The sequence below is a fragment of the Kitasatospora sp. NA04385 genome (assembly GCF_013364235.1).
Lineage (GTDB): Bacteria > Actinomycetota > Actinomycetes > Streptomycetales > Streptomycetaceae > Kitasatospora.
On record NZ_CP054919.1, the window covers coordinates 6,603,117 to 6,624,633 of the forward strand.

Consider the following 21,517-nt stretch of genomic DNA (forward strand, 5'->3'; position numbering starts at 1 on the left):
CCACCGCGATGCGCACCACCACCCTCGGCACCACCGGACCAGCCGTCGGCCGGATCGGCCTCGGCTGCATGGGCATGTCCTGGGCCTACGACGAGCCCGGCCGGGACGACGCCGCCTCGATCGCCGTCGTCCGCCGCGCCCTGGACCTCGGCGTCAACCTGATCGACACCGCCGACGCCTACGGCCCGTTCACCAACGAGTACCTGGTCGGCCGCGCGCTGGCCGGCCGCCGCGCGGACGCCGTGCTCGCCACCAAGGTCGGCCTGGTCGTCGACGGCAGCCGCACCATGCACCGCAACGGCCGCCCCGAGCACATCCGGGCCTCCATCGACGCCTCGCTGCTGCGCCTGGGCACCGACCACGTCGACCTCTACCAGCTGCACCGGGTCGACCCGGCCGTCCCGCTGGAGGAGTCCTGGGGCGCGATGGCCGAGGCCGTGCAGGCGGGCAAGGCCCGCGCCATCGGCCTCTCCGAGGTGAGCGTCGCGGAGATCGAACGGGCCGCCGCCATCCACCCGGTGGCCTCCGTGCAGTCCGAGTTCTCGCTCTGGTCCCGGGACGTCCTGGCGAACGGGGTGCTGGCCCACACCGCCGCGCACGGCATCACCCTGCTGCCCTTCTCCCCGCTCGGCCGCGGCTTCCTGACCGGCGCGATCCGCAGCTCCGCCGACCTCCCGGCCGGCGACTGGCGGCACGGCAGCCCGCGCTTCCAGCCCACCGAGATCGACGCCAACCGGGCGCTGGTGGAGCGGATCGAGGGCGTCGCCGCCCGCCTGGGGGCCACCCCCGCGCAGGTCGCGCTGGCCTGGCTGCTCGCCCAGGGCGAGCACGTCGTGCCGATCCCCGGCACCAAGACCGCGCGCTACCTGGAGCAGAACGCCGCCGCGGCCGAACCCGCCCTGGACGCCGCCGTCCTGGCCGAGCTGGACACCCTGCCCGCCCCGGCCGCGCCCCGCTACTGACCCGGCGCCGTCCACCCCGTCCCGCCCCGTCCCACCTCACCCCAGGAGCAGACCCCGTGCGTGCCGTCCTCTTCGACCGCTACGGCGACCCCGACGTCCTCACCGAGGCCGAACTGCCCGCGCCCGAGCCCGGACCGGGCCGGATATCCGTCGACGTCACCCACGCCGGGGTGAACTTCGCCGAGGTGATGTTCCGCCGCGGCCAGATCCCGGTCGGCCTGCCGCACGTCCCCGGCCTGGAGGTGACCGGGACGGTGCGGGCCGTCGGCGAGGGCGTCACCGGGCTGCGCCCCGGGCAGCGGGTCGCCGCGCTCACCCTGGACGGCGGCGGCTACGCCGAGGTCGTGCTGGCCCGCGCCGACCTGACGGTCGTCCTGGAGGGCCCGCGGGCGATCGCCGATCCGGCCCTCGCCGCCGCCTTCCCCTGCAACGTGCCGGTCGCCCTGGGCCTGCTGGAGTCCGCCGCCCGGCTGCTCCCCGGCGAGAGCGTCCTGGTGCTGGCCGCGGCCGGCGGGGTCGGCACCGCCGCCGCGCAGCTCGCCCGCCGGGCCGGCGCCTCCCTGGTGCTCGGCGCCGTGAGCACCGCCACCAAGGCCGAGTACGCCGCCGGTTTCGGCTACGACGAGGTCGTCCGCTACGAGGCGCTGGCCGAGCTGGTCGCGGACCGCACCGGCGGCCGCGGCGTCGACGTGGTCCTCGACTCGGTCGGCGGCGAGCAGCGCGCCGCGGCGGCCGGGCTGCTCGCCCCGCTGGGCCGCCAGCTGATCTTCGGCGACGCCGCCCAGCAGGACGCGCCCGTCCAGCCCGACCACCTGTGGTTCGGCTCCCGGGCCCTGGTCGGCTACAACATCGGCGACCTGGCGCACCGCGCCCCCGCGCTGGTGCGCGGACACCTGGAGCGGGCCGCCGAGCTGGTCGCCGCCGGGGACGTCCGGGTGGACTTCACCGAGTTCGCCCTCGCCGACGCCGCCGAGGCCCACCGCATCCTCACCGACCGCTCCTCCACCGGCAAGCTGGTGCTGCGGGTGAACGGCTGATCCGGATGCTCCTGTTCTCCTTCCCGGCCGGCGGCTTCGGCACCAACTGCTACCTGCTGGCCGCCGAGCCGGGCGGGCCCTGCCTGGTGGTCGACCCCGGCCAGGCCGCCACCGACCCGCTGCTGCGGCTGTTCGCCGAACACCGGCTGGAGCCGGCGGCGCTGCTGCTCACCCACGGGCACATGGACCACAGCTGGTGCGCCCGGGAGCTGGGCGAGCGGACCGGCGCGCCGACCGTGCTGCACGCCGCCGACCGCTTCATGCTCGCCGACCCCGCCGCGCCGCTGCCCCCGGCCTTCCCCGGCCGCCTGCTCACGGGCTACCCGCAGGACGAACCGGAGCGGCTGACCCTCCTGGAGGGCTCCGCCGACCTGGAGCTGGCCGGACTGCGGGTCCGGGCGCACCACAGCCCGGGGCACACCGAGGGCTCCACGATGTTCCGGGTCGACCCGGTCCGGGACGGCGACCCCGCCCTCCTGTTCACCGGCGACACCCTGCTGGCCGACCGCCCCGGCGACTCCGGCCTCCCCGGCGGCAGCCGCACCCGGCTGGAGTCCTCGCTGCGCCGCGTCTGCGGCCCGCTGGACGACAGCACGGTGCTGCTGCCCGGCCACGGCCCGGCCGCCGCGCTCGGCACCGCCCGCCGCGCCCTCCCGCTGCTGCGGGGCGCGACGGCCTGACCCGGTCGGGGCGCGGCGGCCCGAGGCCCGATCCCCGGTCGGAGCGCGACGGCCTGAGGCCCGGTCGGGGCGCGGGGAACGGCGGGCCCGGGGTGTCGGACCGCGCTTTCCCGCGCCGCTCTCAGGACGCCGTGTCGTGCGCGGCCAGGGCCGCGCGCAGCGTGAGCAGGTCGGGCCCGCGGACGGCGTCCAGGCCGGTGAGGTCGGCGGTGCGGCGCAGGCGGTAGTCGACGGTGTTGGGGTGCACCTGCAGCCGCGCGGCGGCCCGGCGGCGATCGAGGCCGCAGCCGAGGAACGTCCGCAGGGTGTCGAGGAGTTCGGGCCGTCCGGTGAGCGGGGCGAGCAGGGCGGCGAGGGCGTCGCGGGCCGGGCCGGGGCGGCTGAGCTGGTACTCGACCAGGACGTCGTCGAGCAGGTGCGGGCCGGGACCGCGTCCGGTGGCCTCCGCGACCCGGCGGATCTCGGTGGCCAGCCGGGCCGCGTCGGCGACCTCCTCGGGGGCGGCGGTGGCGGCCCCGGCGGTCAGTTCGGCGCCGCAGGCCCGGGCGAGCCGTTCGAGCAGGCCGGCCAGCGCGGTGCGGTCGGCGACCGGGCCCGGGGAGTCGTCGGGCAGCAGCACCGGACCGCCGTCGGCGGACAGCGCGGCCAGCGGCACCCCGTCCGTGTGGCGTTCCAACTCGGTGCGCAGGCGCCGGAGTTTGCGGCGGGCGACGACCGAGCGGTTGACGCCCGGGCGGGCCTCGTCGGGGTGCGGGCCGATCGCCAGCGAGAGCACCAGGTAGCGGGCGGGCAGCCGGATGCCGGCCCGGTCGGCGGCGGCGCGCGGGTCGCCGCCCTCCAGCAGCCGGGAGAGCAGGGCCTGCCGGGAGACTTGTTCGTCGCCGAGCGCGGTCTGCCGCTCCTGCACGTACCCGGCGGCGACCGCGCAGCTGACCACCCGCAGGTAGCCGAGCAGCCGGTCCTGCGCGGTGGCGACGTCGGGCAGGTCGGCGGGGGCGGCCTCGGCCAGCACCCGGGCCGCGCACAGCTGGGCGCCCAGGTGGTAGGCGCCGACCACCGACTCCAGCGGCACGCCCTCGTCGGCGCGGCGGGCCGAGGACTCGCGGATCCGGGCGAGTTCGGCCTCGCCGGGCAGCACGCCGGTGCGGATCACCTCGACGAAGGCCCGGATGCCGCGCTCGACCTGGCGGGTGATCTCGCCGCGCAACTGCTCGGGCGGCAGCGCGTGGTAGGCCGGCAGCCGGTCCAGCAGCCGGACCATCACCTCGGTGGCCAGTGCGGGGGCCAGTGCGAGCAGCCGCAGGTGGACCGGCCGGCCGCCGAACCTCGGCCCGTCGTCGGCGAGTTCGGCGCCGACCGGCCCCGGCGCGGGGACGAGCGGCGTCGGCGCGGGGACGAGCGGCCCCGGTGCGGCGGCCGGAAGTGGTGCGGCCGGGAGCGGTGCGGCGGTGGTGTGGGCGTCGGTCCCGGTCTTGGGTGCGGTCACAATCCACCTCGCGAATCTCTGGGCGGCGGCCCGGCGACGGGGCCGGGCGGCGCGGTCATCATGGTTCCCCGGAGGTTACCTACCCGTAGGTAACTCCCGCGATCCCCCACCTTGTTCAGGTCGCGCGCCCCCATCCCCCCAGTCAGAAACGGGAACCGCCATGAACCGAGCCGCCCGGCTGATCGCCACCGCCCTCGCCGCCGCCGCGATCGCCACCGCCGCCCCCGTCGCCACCGCCACCGCCGCGACGGCCGCCACCGCGGCCGACCCGTTCTACGCGTACGACGGCACCGCCCCGCTGTCGTCGATCGCGCCCGGCACCGTGCTCAAGACCCGCACCCTCTCGTACCACCTGCTCGGCCTGGCCACCCCGGTGCGGGCCGTCCAGCTGCTGTTCCGCACCACCGACGCGCAGGGCCGCCCCAGTGCGGGCGTCACCACCGTGGTGCGCGGACTGGGCAGCGACGGCAGCCGGGCCGTCTCGTACCAGTCCTTCTACGACTCGCTGAACCCCGAGCACGCCCCGTCCCGGGCGGTGGCCGGGGACGTCAGCCTGGGCGGCGCGATCGCCAACGCCGAGGCGCTGTTCGTCGTCCCGTTCGTGCTCCAGGGCTACGACGTGGTGATCCCCGACACCGAGGGCCAGAGCGCGGACTTCGCCGCCGGGCCCGAGTACGGCACCACCACGCTCGACTCGATCCGGGCCGCCTCCGCCTCGTCCGCCACCGGGATGAACGCGGACACCCGGTTCGGCATGCTCGGCTACTCCGGCGGCGCGATCGCCACCAACTGGGCCGCCGCGCTCGCCCCCTCCTACGCCCCCGACGTCAACCGCCGCCTGGTCGGCTTCGCCGAGGGCGGCCTGCTGGTCGACCCCGCGCACAACCTCACGTACGTGGCCGGGGGCGTGGTGTGGCCCGGCGTCATCCCGATGGCGGTCACCGGCGTGGCCCGCGCCTACGGCTTCGACCTCCAGCCCTACCTGAGCGACTACGGCAAGCAGGTGTTCGCGAAGATGCGGGACGCCTCGATCGTCAACGCGCTCGGCCAGTACCCCGGCCTGACCTGGCAGAAGCTCGCCAAGCCCGCCTACGCGAACCCGAACTCGATCCCCGAGTACCTGACGGCCGTCAACAAGGTCAACCTCGGCTCCGCCCCCACCCCCACCGTCCCCGGCTACATCGCCCAGGGCAACGGCGGCGTCCTGGAGGGCACCTTCAGCAACGTCTCCGGCATCGGCACCGGCGACGGCGTGATGGTGGCCGGCGACGTCCGCGCCCTGGCCCGGCAGTACTGCGCCACCGGCAACAACGGCATCAAGTACCAGCAGTACGACCTGCTCAGCCACCTCGGCGCGGCCGTCCCGTGGGCGCCCACCGCGGTGCTCTACCTGAACGACCGCTTCGCCGGGAAGGCCGCCCCGTCCGACTGCGGCCGCATCCCGGCGGGCAACTCGCTCGCCCCCGAGCGCCCGGTCGCGCCCGGCCGCTAGTTGCGTCCGGTAGTTCCGTCCGGAGGGTGTTCGTGCCGGGCCCGGAGCCCCCGGGGCGGAGACGCACGTCACACCGCGCCGTGTCACAGGCGCGGGGGCCGTCCCGTCCTGAGGGGTGAAGGGCACCGACGAGCACCGAGGAGCACACGATGGGCGCACGACTGGACTACTTCGCCGATCCGGCCGCGGGCAAGGTCCTCAAGTACGCGATGGCGGCCGGGCGGGAGCTGAAGGCGCTGCCGCTGCCCGCGGCCACCCGGGAACTGGTCGCGCTGCGGGTCAGCCAGATCAACGGCTGCGCGGTCTGCATCGACATGCACACCAAGGAGGCCGCCGCGGCCGGGGAGAGCCAGCTGCGGCTGCACCTGGTCGCGGCCTGGCGGGAGGCGACGGTCTTCACCGAGGCCGAACGCGCCGCGCTCGAACTGGCCGAGCGCGGCACCCGGTTGGCGGACGGGGCGGCCGGGGTCGACGACGCGACCTGGGCCGCCGCCGCCCGGCACTACGACCAGGCGCAGCTCACGGCCCTGGTGATGCTGGTGTCGTTCATGAACATGGCGAACCGGCTGAACGCGATCGCCCGGCAGCCGGCCGGGGACTACGAGGTGGGAGAGTTCCACTGAACCGCCACGCGTCCGCACCACGGAGAAGGACCACCGGATGAGCAAGGTCGAGGAGTTCGAGGAACTGCGGCCGCTGCTGTTCTCCGTCGCGTACCGCATCCTGGGCAGCGTCGGCGAGGCGGAGGACGCGGTGCAGGAGAGCTGGCTGCGCTACGACGCCGCGCCCGTCCGGCCGGAATCGCCCCGGGCGTACCTGTGCACCACGGTGACCCGGATCGCGATCGACGTCCTGCGCTCCGCCCGGGTGCGGCGCGAGGCGTACGTCGGCGACTGGCTGCCCGAACCGCTGCTCGACGACCCCTACCAGGACCCGGCCCGCGCGACCGAGCTGGCCGACTCGCTGTCGATGGCGGCGCTGCTGCTGCTGGAACGGCTCAGCCCGCTGGAACGGTCGGTGTTCGTGCTGCGGGAGGTCTTCGCCTTCGGCTTCGACGAGGTCGCCGCCGCGGTCGGGCGCTCGGAGGCGGCCTGCCGCCAGCTGCTCGTCCGGGCCCGCCGCCACCTGGGCGAGGGACGGCCCCGGTTCGAGGCCGACCCCGGGGAGCAGCGCGCACTCGCGCAGCGGTTCTTCGAGGCGCTCTCCCGGGGCGATCTGGAGGGGTTGCAGAGCCTGTTGGCCGCCGACGTCCAGCTGGTCGGGGACGGCGGTGGCAAGGCCCCGCAGCTGGCCCGCGCCGTCACCGGGGCCGAGCAGGTGGCGCGGCTGCTGGCGACCTTCTACCCGCTGATGGTCCGCACCGGCATCAGCTGCGAGCCGCGCGAGGTCAACGGGCAGCCGGGCGCGCTGTTCCGCGACCGCGAGGGCAAGGTCCTGCACGTGCTGGCGCTGGAGGTCCTCGACGGGCGGGTCCGGGCCGTCCGCTCGGTCATCAACCCGGACAAGCTCGGCCACCTCGGCCCGGTCGCCGACGCCTGGGCCGTCGACCGGGAGGTCCGGCGGGCCCGCAGGCGGGAACGCTGACCGGCACGAACGGCGGGGCCCGTCCACCGGTGCGAACGGCGGGGCCCGTCCACCGGTGCGGCGGACGGGCCCCGGGCGGGGGAGGCGGGTTCAGAGGTCGCGCGGGTACTGCTTGGCGCCGCTGCGGATCCGCAGCGCCGCGACGATCTCGGTGAGGCCGATCACCACCAGGCCGCAGGCCGCCAGGATCGCCAGCGCGGTGATCGAGTGGGCCGGCCAGACCATCAGCACGATGCCCGCCAGCACGCTCAGACCGCCGACGAAACCCTGCCAGCCGCGGGCCGGCATCATCGGGTCCGAGGCCACCGCCGCCAGGTGCGTGATGCCGCGGAACAGCCAGCCGATGCCGATCCACAGCGCCAGCAGCAGCACCGACTGGGCCGCTGAACGGAAGCACAGCAGGCCCAGCAGCACGCAGATCGCACCGCTGATGAACGCCAGCACCCGCAGCGCCGTCGACGCGTGCGTGCCGAACGCCCCGACCAGCTGCACCACGCCGATCACCAGCAGGTACAGGCCGAACAGCACGCCGATCACCCACAGCGTCTGCTTCGGCCACACCAGCACGACGATCCCCAGCGCCAGCGAGATCAGACCGCCCGCCAGCACCGCCTGCCAGGCCAGCCGGGCCAGCTGCTGGAACGGCCCGGGCAGGTCGTCACGGGAATCGATCCGATACGGGGCACTCATGGTTCCTCCGAGGGGGCTGGACGGAACGGACACGACATCTCCAGCCTCCGCGCCCCACCACCCCCGGGGCGCGGCGGAATCCGCCGGACGGACGAACCGGCCGCTCCGTTCGCACCCGCATCCGCTACCGTCCGTTCACCCGTCCGCCCGGGTGGGCCGTCTACCATCTGACGGTATGACGGACCAGGGGCGGGGGAGCCCGGAGGGCGGGACGGAGCCGACCGGGGCGGCCGAGGCGGTCGGGGCGGCCGAGGCGGCCGGGGCGGTCGTCGGCGGGCACTACATCGTGTGCGGCGGCAACTCGCTCGCGTACCGGCTGATCCTGGAGCTCACCGAGCAGTACGAGGTGCCGGTGGTCGCCGTGGTCCCCGACCGGTCCCGCGAGCACGGGCCGGCGATCGCCCGGATACCCGGCGTCCGGGCCGTGCTGGAGCACGCCGCGGTCACCGGCGAGGCGCTCGGCGCGGCCGACGTCGGGCACGCCCGCGGCATCGCGCTGATGGACGGCACCGACCAGGAGAACATCCACGCCGCGCTCGCCGCCGAGAACCGCAACCCCGGCGTCCGGATCGTGCTGCGGATCTTCAACCAGCGCCTCGGCGAGCACCTGGAGAAGCTGCTCCCCAACTGCGCCGCGCTCTCCGGCTCCGCCACCGCCGCCCCCGCCTTCGCCAACGGCGCCCTCAGCCGCCCGCACACCGTCGAGGTCGGCGGCCGGCAGCTGTACGTCGCCTACGACGCCGAGATCCGGTCCGACCAGGTCTGCCTGGTCGCCGACCGGATCGACCGGCAGGACCTCACCCGGCTCCGGCTGCTCCCCGGGACCGGCGGCCGGGCCGCCGACTTCATCCGGATCGCCGAGTTCCTCGGCGGCGGCGAGGGCGTCGTCCCGCGCGGCCGCCCGGACTTGGCACCCGCCGCCGAACCGGGCGGCCTGGCCGCCCTGCAGACGCTCGACACCGAACAGCCGCTGCGCCCGCCGCTGCGCAAGCGGCTCAAGTGGTGGCTGCTGGACGGGCTCAAGCACTTCACCAACACCCGGCTGCGGATGATCCTGATCACCGCGTTCGTGGCCATCCTGCTCGGCGGCCTGGTGCTGGCCCGGCACACCACCCACTCCGGCGGCTTCGGCTGGACGGTGTACTTCACGCTGCTCGACGCGGCCGGCGCCGTCCAGCCCGACGTGCCCGGGCAGGTGCTCGGCGACTCCTGGGCCCGGGCCGCCCAGGTGCTGATCACCTTCTGCGGGATCACCTTCGTCCCCGTCGCCACCGCCATCGTGGTCGAGGCCCTGGCCAGCGGGCGCCGGGGCGTCCCCCGACCGCCCGGGGCCCGCACCCGCGACCACGTCATCGTGGTCGGCCTCGGCAACGTCGGCACCCGGGTCGCCACCCTGGTGCACGGCACCGGGCTGCCGGTGGTCTGCCTGGAGCGCGACCCGCAGGCCCGCGGCATCGCCGCCGCCCGCGCCCTCGGCATCCCCGTCCTGATCGGCGAGGGCCCGCTGGAGGCCCAGCTCAAGCAGGCCCGGGTCAAGCACGCCCGGGCCGTGGTCGCCGTCACCTCCGACGACGCCGCCAACCTGGAGGCCGCCCTGGAGGCCCGGGCGGTCCGCCCCGAAGTCCGGATCGTGGTGCGGCTGTTCGACGACGACTTCGCCCACCACGTGTACGCCACCCTCGGCAACGTGGCCTCCCGCTCGGTCTCCTACCTGGCCGCCCCCGCCTTCGCCGCCGCCCTGATGGGACGCGAGGTGCTCGGCACCCTCTCGGTCTTCCGGCACGTGCTGCTGATCGCCGAACTCACCGTCGAGGAGGGCTCCGGCCTGGACGGCCGGAACACCGGCGACCTGGAGGGCCCCGGTGGCGTCCGGGTGCTCGCCGTCCGGCTGCACCGCCGCCCGCAGGACTACCAGTGGAACTTCGCCGACCGCTCCCGGCGGCTGCTCCCCGGCGACCGGATCGTGGTCGCCGCCACCCGGGCCGGACTCGCCCGCGTCATCCAGTGATTCGGGGAGGGAGTGGCGCACGGTTCGATGACAGAGCATTATTGAGGCGGCATCGATGATCAGTCACTGATGTCGCAACAACCGTGTCCTTCCTCACTGATGACGCGGCATCAGGATGGTCGGGGGGCCGAGCCGATCCGGCCGCGCGCCCCGACCTCCCCGATGGAGCACCGATGATCCGAGCCGCCCTGAACGGCAACACCGGGATGATTCCGGCCTTCCTGGTCCTCGCCCTACTGCTCGGAGCCGTCGGCCACCGCCTCGCCCGGCGGCACGGCCTGCCGCTCCTGCCCACCCTGCTGCTCGCCGCCGCCCTGGCCGGGGAACTGGCCGTCACGCTCTACCCGACCTTCAGCGGCGGCGGCACCCAGGCGGTGTGCGGGTGGAGCGACGACCTGGCACTCGCCTTCCGCACCGAACAGGGCCGGCTGAACCTCCTGATGTACGCGCCGATCGGCCTGTTCGGCGTACTGGCCCTCGGCCGGCCGCTGGCCGTCTCCTGCGGCGTGCTCGGCCTGACCGCCGCCACCGAGACCGCGCAGGGCCTGATCCCGGCCGTCGGCCGGGCCTGCGACAGCAGCGACCTCGCCGCCAACGCGGCCGGCGGCCTGCTCGGCGTGCTGCTCGGCGTCGTGGTGCGGCTGGCGCTGCGCCGCCGGGTGGCCCCGGACCGGGCCGAGTGGAGGGCCGCCGGCCTGCTGGTGGCCGCGGTGGGCGTCCCGGTCCTGCTGCTCCAGTCCTTCGTGCTGACGTGGACGGGCACCACCGGTGCGGTGGAGGCCACCCCGGAGCAGGAGCAACTGGCCCGCCAGGACGTCGCGCTGCTGTTCGGACCGGACGCCGGAGCGTTCCGCACCCAGCGCTGGACCGGCGAGGGGGTGGACCAGTTGGTGGTCGACCTGGACAAGGGGACCTTCACCGTGGACTGGCCCTCCGGGCGGTTGCGCACGCTGATGACCGTCCCCGACCGGCCCGGCGTCGAACGGCCCGCGGCCCCCGCCACGGAGGCCGCCGCGGCCGCGCAGGCCGTCCGGGGCGCCGCCGACGCCTTCGCGGCCCGCTGGCTCCCCGGCCGCGGCGCGGGCACCGAGCCCAGGGTCGTGCCGGGCGGCGGCCGGGACGGCAGCCACCGCTTCACCTACGGCACCGGCGCGGACGAGTTGTCCGTCGACATCGCCTCGGACGGCCGGCTGGTCCAGTTCGGCACCATGCCGTGACCGGCCGGGCCGTCGGCGCCGCCGGATAGGGTTCCGCGTGATCGCACCGGCGGACGGCCCGGTGCCCGGCACCGTGGGGAGCGCGTCCGTGCCGCAGCACCGGAGCACCGACCGACCGGCCGCCGTCCGGCAGCTCGCCGACGCGGGGGACTTGACCGTCCTCGGCCGGCGCCTCCAGCAGGAGAACGCCGCCCACCGCGGCGACTGGACGCTGGACGGCGGCGGGCTGGTCCGGCTGCTGCGGGAGATGCCGGTCGAGCGCCGGGTCCGGCTGCTGTGCCGGATGAGCGGGGCACTGGAGCAGGCCGCGGTGCACGCCCCGCCGGAGTGCCGCGGCCTCGCGACGCTCAACGTGCTGCTGGCACAAGGGCTTTCGGCCGAAGAGCTGGCGCCCTGGCGGGAACCGCTGCTGGCCGAGGCGGCGGGGCGGATGGCGCTCTGGGAGGGCTGGCGGCTGACCGCGCTGCTGGCGGCCGACCGGGAGGCCGGACGGGAACCGCCGGACGCGGTGGTGGCAACGGCCCGGCGCACCGCCCTGATCGGCACCGCCGTCGCCGAACTGTCCTCCCTCGCCGCCGGGTTCGGCACGCCGGTGCTCAACCCCGGTGAGCCGTGGGCCGATCGGGCGCTCGCCGACCTCGCCGGGGCCCCGGACGGCGCCGCCTGGCGGGAGCTGCTCGGGCACGCGCTGACCGCCACCGGCGCCAGGCCGACCGCGAAGTGGCTGCGGGCCGGGCGCCCGCTGGTGGACGCCGTCGGGCCGGACCGGCTGCGCGCGGCGGTGGNCGGCTGGTTCGCCCTGGTGCGGGAGCCGCGCCGGGACGCGGTCGCGTCCTGCCACCGCTCCGGCCCGGCCCTGCTCGACCCGGACCCGTTCAACTGGCGCGCCCTGCACGGCCTGTCCGCCCTGCTGGCGCTCACCCCGCCGCACCCGGACGGCGCCCGGGCCCTGGGCGCGCTGGTGGAGGCCGCGCTGGTCCGGGTCCGCGGCCTCGGCCCGCGCTCGCCGCTGACCGCCGCCGCCGCCGTCCGCGCCCTGACCGCCCGGGGCGGCCCGGAAGCCCGCGCCGAACTGGAGCGGCTGGCCCCGCCGCTGGCGGCCGGGCCGCTGGCGTACAGGCCGACGGCCAAGGCGGTCGCGGCGGCCCTGGCCGGGTGGGGCGGCTAGCGAGCAGCGGGGCCGGCCGCCGCCGGGCTGCGGGCGGGGGGTCAGCCGTTGGTGAAGGTGGCCGGGCGCTTCTCGGCGAAGGCCGCCATGCCCTCCTTCTGGTCGGCGGTGGCGAAGGCGGCGTGGAAGAGCCGCCGTTCGAACCGGACGCCCTCGGCGAGGGTGGTCTCGAAGGCCCGGTTCACGGACTCCTTCATCATCACGGCGGCGGGTAGCGACATCGCGGCGACCGCCTCGGCGACGGCGAGCGCCTCGGGCAGCAGCTGTTCGGCGGGGACGACCCGGGAGACCAGGCCGGCCCGCTCGGCCTCCTCGGCGCCCATCGTCCGGCCGGTCAGGCACAGGTCCATGGCCTTGGCCTTGCCGACCGCGCGGGTCAGCCGCTGGGAGCCGCCGATGCCGGGGATGACGCCCAGCTTGATCTCGGGCTGGCCGAACTTGGCGGTGTCGGCGGCGATCAGGATGTCGCAGAGCATCGCCAACTCGCAGCCGCCGCCCAGCGCGTAGCCCGCGACGGCGGCGACCACCGGCTTGCGCAGCCGGCCCAGCTCGTCCCAGGGGCCGAGCCAGTCGTCGAGGTAGACGGCGGGGAAGCGGTTGTCCTGCATCTCCTTGATGTCGGCGCCGGCCGCGAAGGCCTTCGCCGAGCCGGTGACCACCAGCGCGCCGATCTCCGGGTCGCGGTCGAAGTCCCGGGCGGCCGCCACCACCTCGTTCATCAGCCGGGTGTTGAGCGCGTTGAGCGCCTCGGGCCGGTTGAGGGTGATGATGCCGACCCGGCCCTTGCGGTCCACCAGGATCGTCTCGTACTCGGTCATCGCCGCTTCTTCCTCTCCACACTGAGCGGAACCTCTGACGGTGGATACGATCTCCGAACGCCGCCCCGGATGCCAGTCTCGACAGGCGAGACGATGGTCACCCCGGGGGAGTTCAGGCCAGCCCCAGGTCCCCGTCGGCGGGGACGGCGAAGAAGCGGGCGACGTCGGCGGCCGACACCCCGTCCAGGGTGGCGGGGGACCAGTGCGGGTCGCGGTCCTTGTCGACGACCTGGGCGCGGATGCCCTCGACCAGGTCGTGGTGGGCCAGCGCGGCGCAGGAGATCCGGTACTCCTGGTCGAGGGTGGCCGCCAGCGAGGGCAGGGCGCGGGCCCGGCGCAGCGCGGCGAGCGTCACCTTGAGCATGGTGGGGGACTTGCCGAGCAGCTGCGCGGCGGCCTCCGCGGCGGCGGGCAGGCCGGTGGCGCGCAGCCGCTCCAGGATCTCCTCGACGCGGTCCGCGGCGTAGCAGTGGTCGATCCACTCCTGCTGCCCGGCCAGCGGGGACGCCGGGGCGGGCGCGGCGAGCGCGGCGACGGCCTTGGCGGGGTCGTCCCCGGCGGTGAGCCGTTCGGCGAGGTCGGGCAGCGCGGCGGAGGGCACGAAGTGGTCGGCGAAGCCGCAGTGCAGGGCGTCGCCGGCCGTCATGGTGGCGGCGGTGAGGCCGACGTGGGTGCCGAGTTCGCCGGGGGCGAGGGCGAGCAGGCGGCTGCCGCCGACGTCCGGGACGAGGCCGATCCGGGTCTCCGGCATGGCGACGGCCGAGCGCTCGGTGACGATCCGGATGCCCGCGTGCCCGGACAGGCCGACGCCGCCGCCCATGGTGATGCCGTCCATCAGCGCGACGTACGGCTTCGGGTAGCGGGAGACCAGCTCGTTGAGCGGGTACTCGACCCGGAAGAGCGCCCGGGTGCCCGCGCCGCCGAGCTTGGCGTCGTCGTGCACGGCGCGGATGTCGGCGCCCGCGCACAGGCCGCGCCCGCCCGCGCCGGAGAGCAGGACGGCGCTCACCGCGTCGTCCCCGGCCCAGGCGTCCAGGGCGGCGCGGACGGTCTCCAGCATCGGGCGGGTCAGTGAGTTGAGGGCGCGCGGCCGGTTGAGGGTGATCCGCCCGAGCGGGCCGGTCCGCTCGATCAGCACGTCCTGCTGGGTGCCCTGGCTGTCGGGGGTGTTCATGGCCGCCGCTCCCGTCCGTTCGGATCGTACCGAGGTCTTTTCCGGTCCGAAGACCTTCCGGTGCACCGTACCGGGCCTGTCCGGCGGGTCGGCAGGCCCGGGTCGGCGGCGGGGCCGCGCGCAGCAGCGGCACGGCGAGCAGCTCAGCAGCGGCGCAGCGGCACGGCGGGCAGCTCAGCAGGGACGCAGCGCGCAGCTCAGCAGGGACGCAGCGGCATGGCGAGCAGGACCGGGGTGGCGGGGGCGAGCGGGCGCGGGGCGAAGCCGCAGAGCTGCACGGGGTGCGGGACCAGCGGGAGCGCCTGGGCCTGCGGCACGGGCATCAGCAGGTTGGCGGCGGCGAGCGCGGCTCCGCAGACCAGGGTGCGCAGCTTCATCATCGGGGTCCTCCGGGGAAGAGAGTCGTCCTCGAACGGTCGCGACCCGCCCCGTCGGCGCCTGGCGTGGGCGGCCCGGCTCGGGGGGAGGTCGCCGGTTCTGTCGGGACAAACTTCTAGTGGCGGAGGGGTTTGCGGCCGCGGAACCTCACCCGTTCGGCGGCGTGCTGCGGGCGCGCCATTGACGTCGCGGCGACGCGCCCGCAGCCGCGCGGGGGGACCGGCCCACTGCCAGGTCGGCCGGCCCTCCGCGGCGGGGTCAGCCGGCGATCGTGCCGGTGACCTCGCCGAACCCGACCCGCAGGCCCCCCGGCCCGGGGGCGGTCGCGGTGATGGACACCTCGTCGCCGTCCTCCAGGAAGGTGCGCGCGGTGCCGTCGGGCAGTTCGAGGGGGTGCTCGCCGTTCCAGGTGAGCTCGATCAGCGCGCCCCGGGTGTCCGGCTCCGGCCCGGAGACGGTGCCGGAGGCGTACAGGTCGCCGGTGCGCAGGCTCGCGCCGTTGGCGGTCAGGTGGGCGAGCTGCTGGGCGGCGGTCCAGTACATGGTGGCGAACGGCGGCCGGGAGACGGGGTGCCCGTTCAGCGAGACCTCCAGCGCCAGGTCCAGGCCCCAGGGTTCGGCCTTCCGGTCGTCCAGGTACGGCAGCGGCTCCACGTCGCGCTCCGGCGGGGCGACCCGGGCGTGCCGCAGCGCGTCCAGCGGTACCACCCAGGGGGAGAGCGAGGTGGCGAAGGACTTGCCGAGGAACGGGCCGAGCGGCACGTACTCCCAGGCCTGGATGTCGCGTGCCGACCAGTCGTTGAGCAGGCAGACGCCGAACACGTGGTCCTCGAAGCCGTCCAGCGCCACCGGGTGGCCCATCGAGCTGGGCGTGCCGACCACGAAGGCGACCTCGGCCTCGATGTCGAGGCGGCGGGACGGGCCGTGGCTCGGCGCCGCGTCGGCGGGGGCCTTGCGCTGGCCGTGCGGGCGCACCACCGGGGTGCCGGAGACCACCACGGTGCCGGCCCGGCCGTGGTAACCGATCGGCAGGTGCTTCCAGTTGGGGGTCAGCGGCTCCTGGCCCGGCCGGAAGATCTTCCCCAGGTTGGTGGCGTGGTGCTCGGAGGCGTAGAAGTCGACGTAGTCGGCGACCTCGAACGGCAGGTGCAGCTCGACCTCCGCCAGCGGCAGCAGGCAGGGCTCGACGGCCGCCCGGTGCGCCGGGTCGGTCAGCCAGGAGGTGAGCGCGGCGCGCACCGCCTGCCAGGTCGGACGGCCGGACGCCATCAGCGGGTTGAGGTTCTCCGCCTCCAGCAGCGCCGAGGACGGGCCGATCGCCCGGGCGGCCGCCCCGGCGTCCAGCACCAGCTCCCCGATCCGGACGCCGATCCGCCGCCGGCCGGGCCGGTCGGCGGCGGTGAACACGCCGTAGGGGAGGTTGTGGACGCCGAACGGGGAGTCGGCGGGCAGGTCGAGCCAGGTGGCGGTGGTCAAGGGGTCTCCAGGAGGCCGAGTCGGGCGAGGTCTTCCAGCGGCTCGGCGATGCTACAGGTGCCGAAGGAGGTGAACGAGGCGCGGGCATCCGTCACCTGACGACCCGTCAGCGACTCGACGGCGGTGGCCAGTCGGGCGCCGTCCCGCTCGGCGAGCAGTTCGACGGCCTGCGCGCGGTCGGAGGCCGCGGCCGCCAGCAGCAGGTTGAGGAAGCCGTGGTGCTCGTAGCCGGTGCCCAGGTCGGTGTGCCGCACCGCGTGGTGCAGCCCCGCCGTGCACTTGTACGGCAGGGCGCGCTCGGCGCAGCCCCGCAGGAAGGCGGCCAGCTCGGTGACGGACGGGAAGGCCGCGTAACCCAGGCCGCCGGTGCGGTACTTGGCGCGGTAGCGGGTGCCGGTCAGGGCGTCCAAGCCGTCCTCCAGCCGCTCCGAGCGGGGCAGCTCGACCGCCGCCCCGACGCCCTCGGGCAGCAGCGCGTCCAGTTCGGCCACCGCCGCCCGGACGTCCTCGCCCGCCGCGTACTCGACGATGGCGAGCTCCAGGCCGTCCGCCGCCTCCAGCGCCTCGGCCAGCCGGCCCGGGCCGACCACCAGGCCGACCGCGAACCCCGGTGCCAGCGCGCGCAGTTCGGCCAGCCGGTCGACGGGGGCGAGCAGCGGGCCGACCGCCCCCGCGTACCAGGCGGCGCGGTGCGCCCGGTGCGCGGGGACGGCCCCGGCCAGCGGCAGGTCGCCCGGCGGGAAGACCGCCGCGTCGTCGAACAGCCCCCGGTACAGCTCGGGTACGTTCATCGCCTCGCCCAGGTCCACGCGTAGTTCGGGTCCTCGCTCGCGGTGGCGGCCTCGCCGAGCTCCAGCGGGCGGAAGGTGTCCACCATCACCGCCAGCTCGTCGAAGAACTCCACGCCGATCGAGCGCTCGTAGGCGCCCGGCTGCGGGCCGTGGGTGTGGCCGCCGGGGTGCAGCGAGATCGACCCCTGTCCGATGCCGGAGCCCTTGCGGGCCTCGTAGTTCCCGCCGCAGTAGAACATCACCTCGTCGCTGTCCACGTTCGCGTGGTAGTACGGCACCGGGATCGACAGCGGGTGGTAGTCCACCTTGCGCGGGACGAAGTTGCAGATCACGAAGTTGGTGCCCTCGAACACCTGGTGGGCCGGCGGCGGCTGGTGCACCCGCCCGGTGATCGGCTCGTAGTCCGCGATGTTGAACGCGTACGGGTACAGGCAGCCGTCCCAGCCCACCACGTCGAACGGGTGGTGCGGCACCGTGTAGCGGGTGCCGACCACGCCGCCCGGGCCGCGGTGCTTGACCAGCACGTCCACCTCGCCGCCCTCGACCAGCAGCGGGCCCTCGGGCCCGCGCAGGTCCCGCTCGCAGAACGGCGCGTGCTCCAGCAGCTGGCCGAACTTCGACAGGTAGCGGCGGGCCGGGGTGATGTGGCTGTTCGCCTCGATGCAGTACGCGCGCAGCGGGGCGTCCCCGGTCGGCACCCAGCGGTGGGTGGTCGCCCGGGGGACCAGCAGGTAGTCGCCCGGCCCGGCGGTGATCGTGCCGAACACCGTCTCCAGCACGGCCGTTCCGGACTCCACGTACACGCACTCGTCGCCCAGCCCGTTGCGGTACAGCTCGCTGGGCGCGCCCGCCGCGACGTAGGAGATCCGCACGTCCGCGTTGCCGAGGACGAGCCGGCGGCCGGTCACCGCGTCCGCCGACTTCCACTCCTCGCCCGGGAACAGCTCGTGCAGCTTCAGGTGGCGGGGGAGCAGCGGGAGGTTGGCGGTGGTCGACTGGTCCGGCAGCTCCCAGACCGAGGCGGCCGTCACCGCGGAGGGGATGTGTCGGTGGTACAGCAGCGAGGAGTCCGAGGAGAAGCCCTCCTCGCCCATCAACTCCTCGTAGTACAGGCCCCCTTCGGGGGTGCGGTGCTGGGTGTGCCGCTTGGGCGGCACCGAGCCCAGCTGCCGGTAGTACGCCATCGCCCTACATCTCCCTGTCGCCGGTGGTGGCTCGGTCAGAGGTTGCCGCGCCGGTCCTGCTCGCGCTCGATCGCCTCGAACAGGGCCTTGAAGTTGCCCTTGCCGAAGCCCAGCGAACCGTGCCGCTCGATGAACTCGTAGAAGACGGTCGGCCGGTCGCCGATCGGCTTGGTGAAGATCTGCAGCAGGTAGCCGTCCTCGTCGCGGTCCACCAGGATGCCGCGCGACTGCAGCTCCTCGATCGGCACCCGGACGTGGCCGATCCGCTCGCGCAGTTCCGGGTCCTCGTAGTACGAGTCCGGGGTGGACAGGAACTCGACGCCGCGCGAGCGCAGCACGTCGACCGTGGTGAGGATGTCGTTGGTGGCCAGCGCCATGTGCTGGCAGCCCGGGCCGGTGTAGAACTCCAGGTACTCGTCGATCTGCGACTTCTTCTTCGCCACGGCCGGCTCGTTCAGCGGGAACTTCACCCGGTGGTTGCCGCTCGCCACCACCTTCGACATCAGCGCCGAGTAGTCGGTGGCGATGTCGTCGCCGACGAACTCCGCCATGTTCACGAAGCCCATCACCCGGTTGTAGAACGACACCCACTCGTCCATCTTGCCCAGCTCGACGTTGCCCACCGCGTGGTCGAGCGCCTGGAACAGCCGCTTCGGCGCGCCCTCGGGGCGGACCACCGTCGAGGTGCGGGCCACGTAGCCCGGCAGGTACGGGCCGGTGTAGCGGGAGCGGTCGACCAGGGTGTGCCGGGTCTCGCCGTACGCGGCGATCGCGGCCCGGCGCACCGTGCCGTGCTCGTCCGAGACGTCGTTCGGCTCCTCCAGGACCGTGGCGCCCTGGGAGCGGGCGTGCGCGATGCACTTGTCCACGTCCGGGACCTCCATCGCCAGGTCGACCACGCCGTCGCCGTGCCGGCGGTGGTGGTCCAGCAGCGGGCTGTCCGGCGAGACGCCGCCCTTGATCACGAAGCGGCAGGAGCCCGAGCGCAGCACGAACGCCTTGCGGTCCCGGCGGCCGGTCTCCGGGCCCGAGTAGGCGACCAGCTCCATGCCGAACACGGACTGGTAGAACTGGGCCGTCTGGGTCGCGTTGCCCACCACGAAGACGACCGCGTCCTGCGCGGTGACCGGGAACGGGTCGGTCGAGGCGTCGTACTCCACCAGGCCCACCAGGGTGCGCAGCTGCTCGGCCGTCAGACCGGCCTGCAGTTCCTCGGGGGTCAGTTCAACAGCGGCGTCGGCGGTCATGGGGCATTCCTCCACGTCGAGGTCGGTTGCGCAGAGCTTGCTCCTGCTCGGGGGAGTGGGCAACAGGTCCGAAACCGGCTGCTCAATGTGTACAAGATGAGCAGCGCGGTGCCGTTCCGGCTGTACGGATTGCTCAGTGATGGGCCCGATCGCCTCCATCGTCGTCCCGCCGGCCGGCCGGCAGCAGCCGGACGAACCAGTGCGCCGCCAGGTCGGCCACCGCCGCCAGCGCCCCCGGCTCCTCGAACAGGTGCCCGGCGCCCGGCACGACCTGTAGGGCGCTCTCGCCGCGCAGCTCGGCCCGGGCCCGCCGGTTCAACTCCACCACCTCGCCGTCCGCGCCGCCCACGATCAGCAGCACCGGGGTGGTGACCAGCGACAGCCGCGCCTCGGCCAGGTCCGGGCGGCCCCCGCGCGCCACGATCGCGGCCGGTGCGGTGTCCGGCTCGGCCGCCGCCCACAGCGCCGCCGCCGCGCCCGTGCTCGCCCCGAACCAGCCGTACGGCAGGCCCGCCAGCGCGTGGTGCCGCAGCACCGTCCGGGTCGCCCCGGCCAGCCGCCCGCCCAACAGCCCCGGGTCGAACACCTTCCACGGCTCCTCGGCCTCCCCCGGCGCCAGCAGGTCGAACAGGACGGTCGCCAGCCCGGCCCGCCGCAGCCGCTCGGCCACCGCCCGGTTGCGCGGGCTCTCCCGGCCCGAGCCGCTGCCGTGCGCGAACAGCACCACGCCCAGCGGACCGGCCGGCACCGCGAGCTCCGCCGGACCGGTGGCCAGCGGCACCTCGTACGCGGCGCACCCGGCGGCCTGCCCGGCCCCGGGGCGCTCCAGCGCGGCCAGCACCTCGGCGTCCGCGGTCTGCCGGAAGTCCCGGTAGAACTCGCCGACCGCCCGGAACCGCCGCGGCGCGTGCACCGCCACGTACGCGTCCGCCGCACCGCCCAGCCGCTGCGCCCAGTCGTGCGGGGCGACCGGCACCGCCAGCACCACCCGGGAGGCGCCGCGCGCCCGGACGATCCGGCAGGCCGCCAGCGCGGACGAGCCGGTCGCCACCCCGTCGTCCACCACCAGCACCGTCCGCCCCGCCAGCGGCACCGGCGGCCCGCCCGGCGGTAGGCCGCGCGCGGGCCAGTTCGGCCCGCTCCCGGGCCTCGACGGCGGCGAACTCCTCCGGCCGGACGCCCGCCGCGTCCACCACCTCCTGGTTCACCACCCGCGCGCCGTCCTCGCCGACCGCGCCCATCGCCAGCTCCGGCTGCCCCGGGACGCCGACCTTGCGCACCACGCACACGTCCAGCTCGGCGCCCAGGGCGGCCGCGACCTCGGCGGCCACGGGCGCGCCGCCGCGCGGCAGGGCGACCACGACGGCGTCCGTCCCGATCCCGGTCTCGGCCTCGCGGACGGCTGCCGCCAGGCGGCGGCCCGCGTCGGCCCGGTCGGTGAAGTGCATGGCGGAACCTCTCCACCTTCCACGGTACGCGCCCGGGTAAGGAAAAAATAAGGACAAACCCGTGGGTAGCGTTACATATCGCCCCGGGCGGGTAGCGACCAAGTGGCTCGCATGTCCCGACTACGAGGAGGTGGTCCCGGTGTCGACCCAACTGCCGTCGGGTATGGAACACCATCCGGACATCCTGGCCCTGCGTGAACACGCGGAGCGCGTCACATCCACCACCGCCGGCCAGGGGACGGAAGCCCTCGCCATCTGCGCCGGCCTGTTCCTGGCGATCTCCCCCTGGGTGGTCGGCTTCTCCGGATTCACCGGCCTGACCATCAGCAACCTGGTGCTCGGCATCGCCTACGCCGTCCTGATGGCCGGCTACGGCTCCGCCTTCGGCCGCACCCACGCCCGGGCCTGGGCGTGCGTCGCGATCGGCGCCTGGACGGTCATCGCCCCCTGGGCGGTCAACGGCGGGGCGCACGTCCGCCGCACCATCCTCACCAACGTCATCACCGGCGGCGTCATGACCTGCCTGGCCCTGGCCGCGGTCGGCATGGTCTTCGCGGGCATGACGGCACGCCACAGCAGGTAAGGGGGAAACGGCGGGACGCGACATCAGGGGCCCGGGGAACGGCGGGGCCGTGCTGCTGACGGCCGGGTGTGCCGTTCCCCGAGCCCCTGGTTCG

The 21,517-nt window shown here is 75.2% G+C and carries 19 protein-coding genes; 9 read left to right on the top strand and 10 right to left on the bottom strand.

Annotated features, from left to right (window positions below; translation table 11 throughout):
• The first annotated feature begins 8 nt into the window (after nucleotides 1–8).
• Genes HUT16_RS29170 through HUT16_RS29180 form a run of 3 tightly spaced genes read left to right on the top strand, consistent with a single transcriptional unit; the run spans nucleotide 9 to nucleotide 2,679 of the window.
• A complete protein-coding gene (locus HUT16_RS29170) occupies nucleotides 9–962 on the top strand; it encodes an aldo/keto reductase (RefSeq protein WP_176191028.1) in 954 nt (317 codons plus the stop codon).
• A 56-nt stretch (nucleotides 963–1,018) separates the two neighbouring features.
• Nucleotides 1,019–1,999 (top strand): zinc-binding dehydrogenase, encoded by a 981-nt coding sequence (locus HUT16_RS29175; protein WP_176191029.1) that lies wholly within the window; start codon nucleotides 1,019–1,021, stop codon nucleotides 1,997–1,999.
• 5 nt (nucleotides 2,000–2,004) lie between these two features.
• Nucleotides 2,005–2,679: an MBL fold metallo-hydrolase gene (locus tag HUT16_RS29180; protein WP_176191030.1), complete on the top strand. Its 675-nt coding sequence runs from the start codon at nucleotides 2,005–2,007 to the stop codon at nucleotides 2,677–2,679.
• Nucleotides 2,680–2,800: 121 nt separating this feature from the next.
• On the opposite strand, the gene HUT16_RS29185 is transcribed toward HUT16_RS29180, so the two are convergent.
• The gene (locus tag HUT16_RS29185) at nucleotides 2,801–4,165 is read right to left on the bottom strand and encodes a CdaR family transcriptional regulator (RefSeq protein WP_176191031.1); all 1,365 of its coding nucleotides are present in this window, start codon (nucleotides 4,163–4,165) and stop codon (nucleotides 2,801–2,803) included.
• A 160-nt stretch (nucleotides 4,166–4,325) separates the two neighbouring features.
• Here HUT16_RS29185 and HUT16_RS29190 point away from each other — a divergent pair, with 160 nt between their 5' ends.
• From HUT16_RS29190 to HUT16_RS29200, 3 genes are all read left to right on the top strand, one after another.
• Nucleotides 4,326–5,657, top strand: a complete 1,332-nt coding sequence (locus tag HUT16_RS29190) for a lipase family protein (protein WP_176191032.1) — start codon at nucleotides 4,326–4,328, stop codon at nucleotides 5,655–5,657.
• Nucleotides 5,658–5,806: 149 nt separating this feature from the next.
• On the top strand, nucleotides 5,807–6,280 hold the full coding sequence (locus HUT16_RS29195) for a carboxymuconolactone decarboxylase family protein (RefSeq protein ID WP_176191033.1): 474 nt from the start codon (nucleotides 5,807–5,809) through the stop codon (nucleotides 6,278–6,280).
• 37 nt (nucleotides 6,281–6,317) lie between these two features.
• The gene (locus HUT16_RS29200) at nucleotides 6,318–7,241 is read left to right on the top strand and encodes an RNA polymerase sigma-70 factor (protein ID WP_176191034.1); all 924 of its coding nucleotides are present in this window, start codon (nucleotides 6,318–6,320) and stop codon (nucleotides 7,239–7,241) included.
• Nucleotides 7,242–7,331: 90 nt separating this feature from the next.
• Here the strand turns inward: HUT16_RS29200 and HUT16_RS29205 are convergent, their stop codons facing one another.
• Nucleotides 7,332–7,931: an HdeD family acid-resistance protein gene (locus HUT16_RS29205; protein ID WP_176191035.1), complete on the bottom strand. Its 600-nt coding sequence runs from the start codon at nucleotides 7,929–7,931 to the stop codon at nucleotides 7,332–7,334.
• 175 nt (nucleotides 7,932–8,106) lie between these two features.
• On the opposite strand from HUT16_RS29205, the gene HUT16_RS29210 reads away from it, so the two are divergent.
• Together HUT16_RS29210 and HUT16_RS29215 are read left to right on the top strand one after the other, a co-directional pair.
• A complete protein-coding gene (locus HUT16_RS29210) occupies nucleotides 8,107–9,939 on the top strand; it encodes an NAD(P)-binding protein (RefSeq protein ID WP_176191036.1) in 1,833 nt (610 codons plus the stop codon).
• Between the two features lie 173 nt (nucleotides 9,940–10,112).
• On the top strand, nucleotides 10,113–11,156 hold the full coding sequence (locus tag HUT16_RS29215; protein WP_176191037.1) for a VanZ family protein: 1,044 nt from the start codon (nucleotides 10,113–10,115) through the stop codon (nucleotides 11,154–11,156).
• A 1,209-nt stretch (nucleotides 11,157–12,365) separates the two neighbouring features.
• Here the strand turns inward: HUT16_RS29215 and HUT16_RS29225 are convergent.
• The 8 genes from HUT16_RS29225 to HUT16_RS29260 form a co-directional block, all read right to left on the bottom strand.
• Nucleotides 12,366–13,142, bottom strand: coding sequence for an enoyl-CoA hydratase (locus HUT16_RS29225; protein WP_176191039.1), 777 nt, complete (start codon nucleotides 13,140–13,142; stop codon nucleotides 12,366–12,368).
• A 112-nt stretch (nucleotides 13,143–13,254) separates the two neighbouring features.
• A complete protein-coding gene (locus HUT16_RS29230; protein WP_176191040.1) occupies nucleotides 13,255–14,316 on the bottom strand; it encodes an enoyl-CoA hydratase/isomerase family protein in 1,062 nt (353 codons plus the stop codon).
• Between the two features lie 197 nt (nucleotides 14,317–14,513).
• On the bottom strand, nucleotides 14,514–14,693 hold the full coding sequence (locus tag HUT16_RS29235; protein ID WP_176191041.1) for a hypothetical protein: 180 nt from the start codon (nucleotides 14,691–14,693) through the stop codon (nucleotides 14,514–14,516).
• Between the two features lie 259 nt (nucleotides 14,694–14,952).
• Nucleotides 14,953–16,170: a fumarylacetoacetase gene (gene fahA / locus HUT16_RS29240; protein WP_176191042.1), complete on the bottom strand. Its 1,218-nt coding sequence runs from the start codon at nucleotides 16,168–16,170 to the stop codon at nucleotides 14,953–14,955.
• Nucleotides 16,167–16,979, bottom strand: a complete 813-nt coding sequence (locus HUT16_RS29245; RefSeq protein ID WP_176191043.1) for a hypothetical protein — start codon at nucleotides 16,977–16,979, stop codon at nucleotides 16,167–16,169. Before HUT16_RS29245 ends, fahA begins: the two co-directional genes overlap by 4 nt.
• Nucleotides 16,958–18,145, bottom strand: a complete 1,188-nt coding sequence (locus tag HUT16_RS29250; protein WP_176191044.1) for a homogentisate 1,2-dioxygenase — start codon at nucleotides 18,143–18,145, stop codon at nucleotides 16,958–16,960. Before HUT16_RS29250 ends, HUT16_RS29245 begins: the two co-directional genes overlap by 22 nt.
• A 35-nt stretch (nucleotides 18,146–18,180) precedes the next feature.
• Complete coding sequence (gene hppD, locus HUT16_RS29255; RefSeq protein WP_176191045.1) at nucleotides 18,181–19,392, bottom strand: 4-hydroxyphenylpyruvate dioxygenase; 1,212 nt, start codon at nucleotides 19,390–19,392, stop codon at nucleotides 18,181–18,183.
• A 133-nt stretch (nucleotides 19,393–19,525) separates the two neighbouring features.
• Nucleotides 19,526–20,485 carry a phosphoribosyltransferase family protein gene (locus HUT16_RS29260; protein WP_368662716.1) on the bottom strand — a complete coding sequence of 320 codons (960 nt, stop codon included), beginning with the start codon at nucleotides 20,483–20,485 and terminating at the stop codon, nucleotides 19,526–19,528.
• A gap of 494 nt (nucleotides 20,486–20,979) precedes the next feature.
• Here HUT16_RS29260 and HUT16_RS29265 point away from each other — a divergent pair, with 494 nt between their 5' ends.
• Entirely contained in the window at nucleotides 20,980–21,423 is a 444-nt protein-coding gene (locus HUT16_RS29265) for an SPW repeat protein (RefSeq protein ID WP_176191046.1), read from the top strand.
• The last annotated feature ends 94 nt before the right edge of the window (nucleotides 21,424–21,517 follow it).

Coding starts and splice junctions, on each gene's coding strand:
- HUT16_RS29170 (WP_176191028.1), top strand. CDS start 9: ATGCGCACCACCACCCTCGGCACCACCGGACCAGCCGTCGGCCGGATC.
- HUT16_RS29180 (WP_176191030.1), top strand. CDS start 2,005: ATGCTCCTGTTCTCCTTCCCGGCCGGCGGCTTCGGCACCAACTGCTAC.
- HUT16_RS29190 (WP_176191032.1), top strand. CDS start 4,326: ATGAACCGAGCCGCCCGGCTGATCGCCACCGCCCTCGCCGCCGCCGCG.
- HUT16_RS29195 (WP_176191033.1), top strand. CDS start 5,807: ATGGGCGCACGACTGGACTACTTCGCCGATCCGGCCGCGGGCAAGGTC.
- HUT16_RS29200 (WP_176191034.1), top strand. CDS start 6,318: ATGAGCAAGGTCGAGGAGTTCGAGGAACTGCGGCCGCTGCTGTTCTCC.
- HUT16_RS29205 (WP_176191035.1), bottom strand. CDS start 7,931: ATGAGTGCCCCGTATCGGATCGATTCCCGTGACGACCTGCCCGGGCCG.
- HUT16_RS29210 (WP_176191036.1), top strand. CDS start 8,107: ATGACGGACCAGGGGCGGGGGAGCCCGGAGGGCGGGACGGAGCCGACC.
- HUT16_RS29215 (WP_176191037.1), top strand. CDS start 10,113: ATGATCCGAGCCGCCCTGAACGGCAACACCGGGATGATTCCGGCCTTC.
- HUT16_RS29225 (WP_176191039.1), bottom strand. CDS start 13,142: ATGACCGAGTACGAGACGATCCTGGTGGACCGCAAGGGCCGGGTCGGC.
- HUT16_RS29230 (WP_176191040.1), bottom strand. CDS start 14,316: ATGAACACCCCCGACAGCCAGGGCACCCAGCAGGACGTGCTGATCGAG.
- HUT16_RS29235 (WP_176191041.1), bottom strand. CDS start 14,693: ATGAAGCTGCGCACCCTGGTCTGCGGAGCCGCGCTCGCCGCCGCCAAC.
- HUT16_RS29250 (WP_176191044.1), bottom strand. CDS start 18,145: ATGGCGTACTACCGGCAGCTGGGCTCGGTGCCGCCCAAGCGGCACACC.
- hppD (WP_176191045.1), bottom strand. CDS start 19,392: ATGACCGCCGACGCCGCTGTTGAACTGACCCCCGAGGAACTGCAGGCC.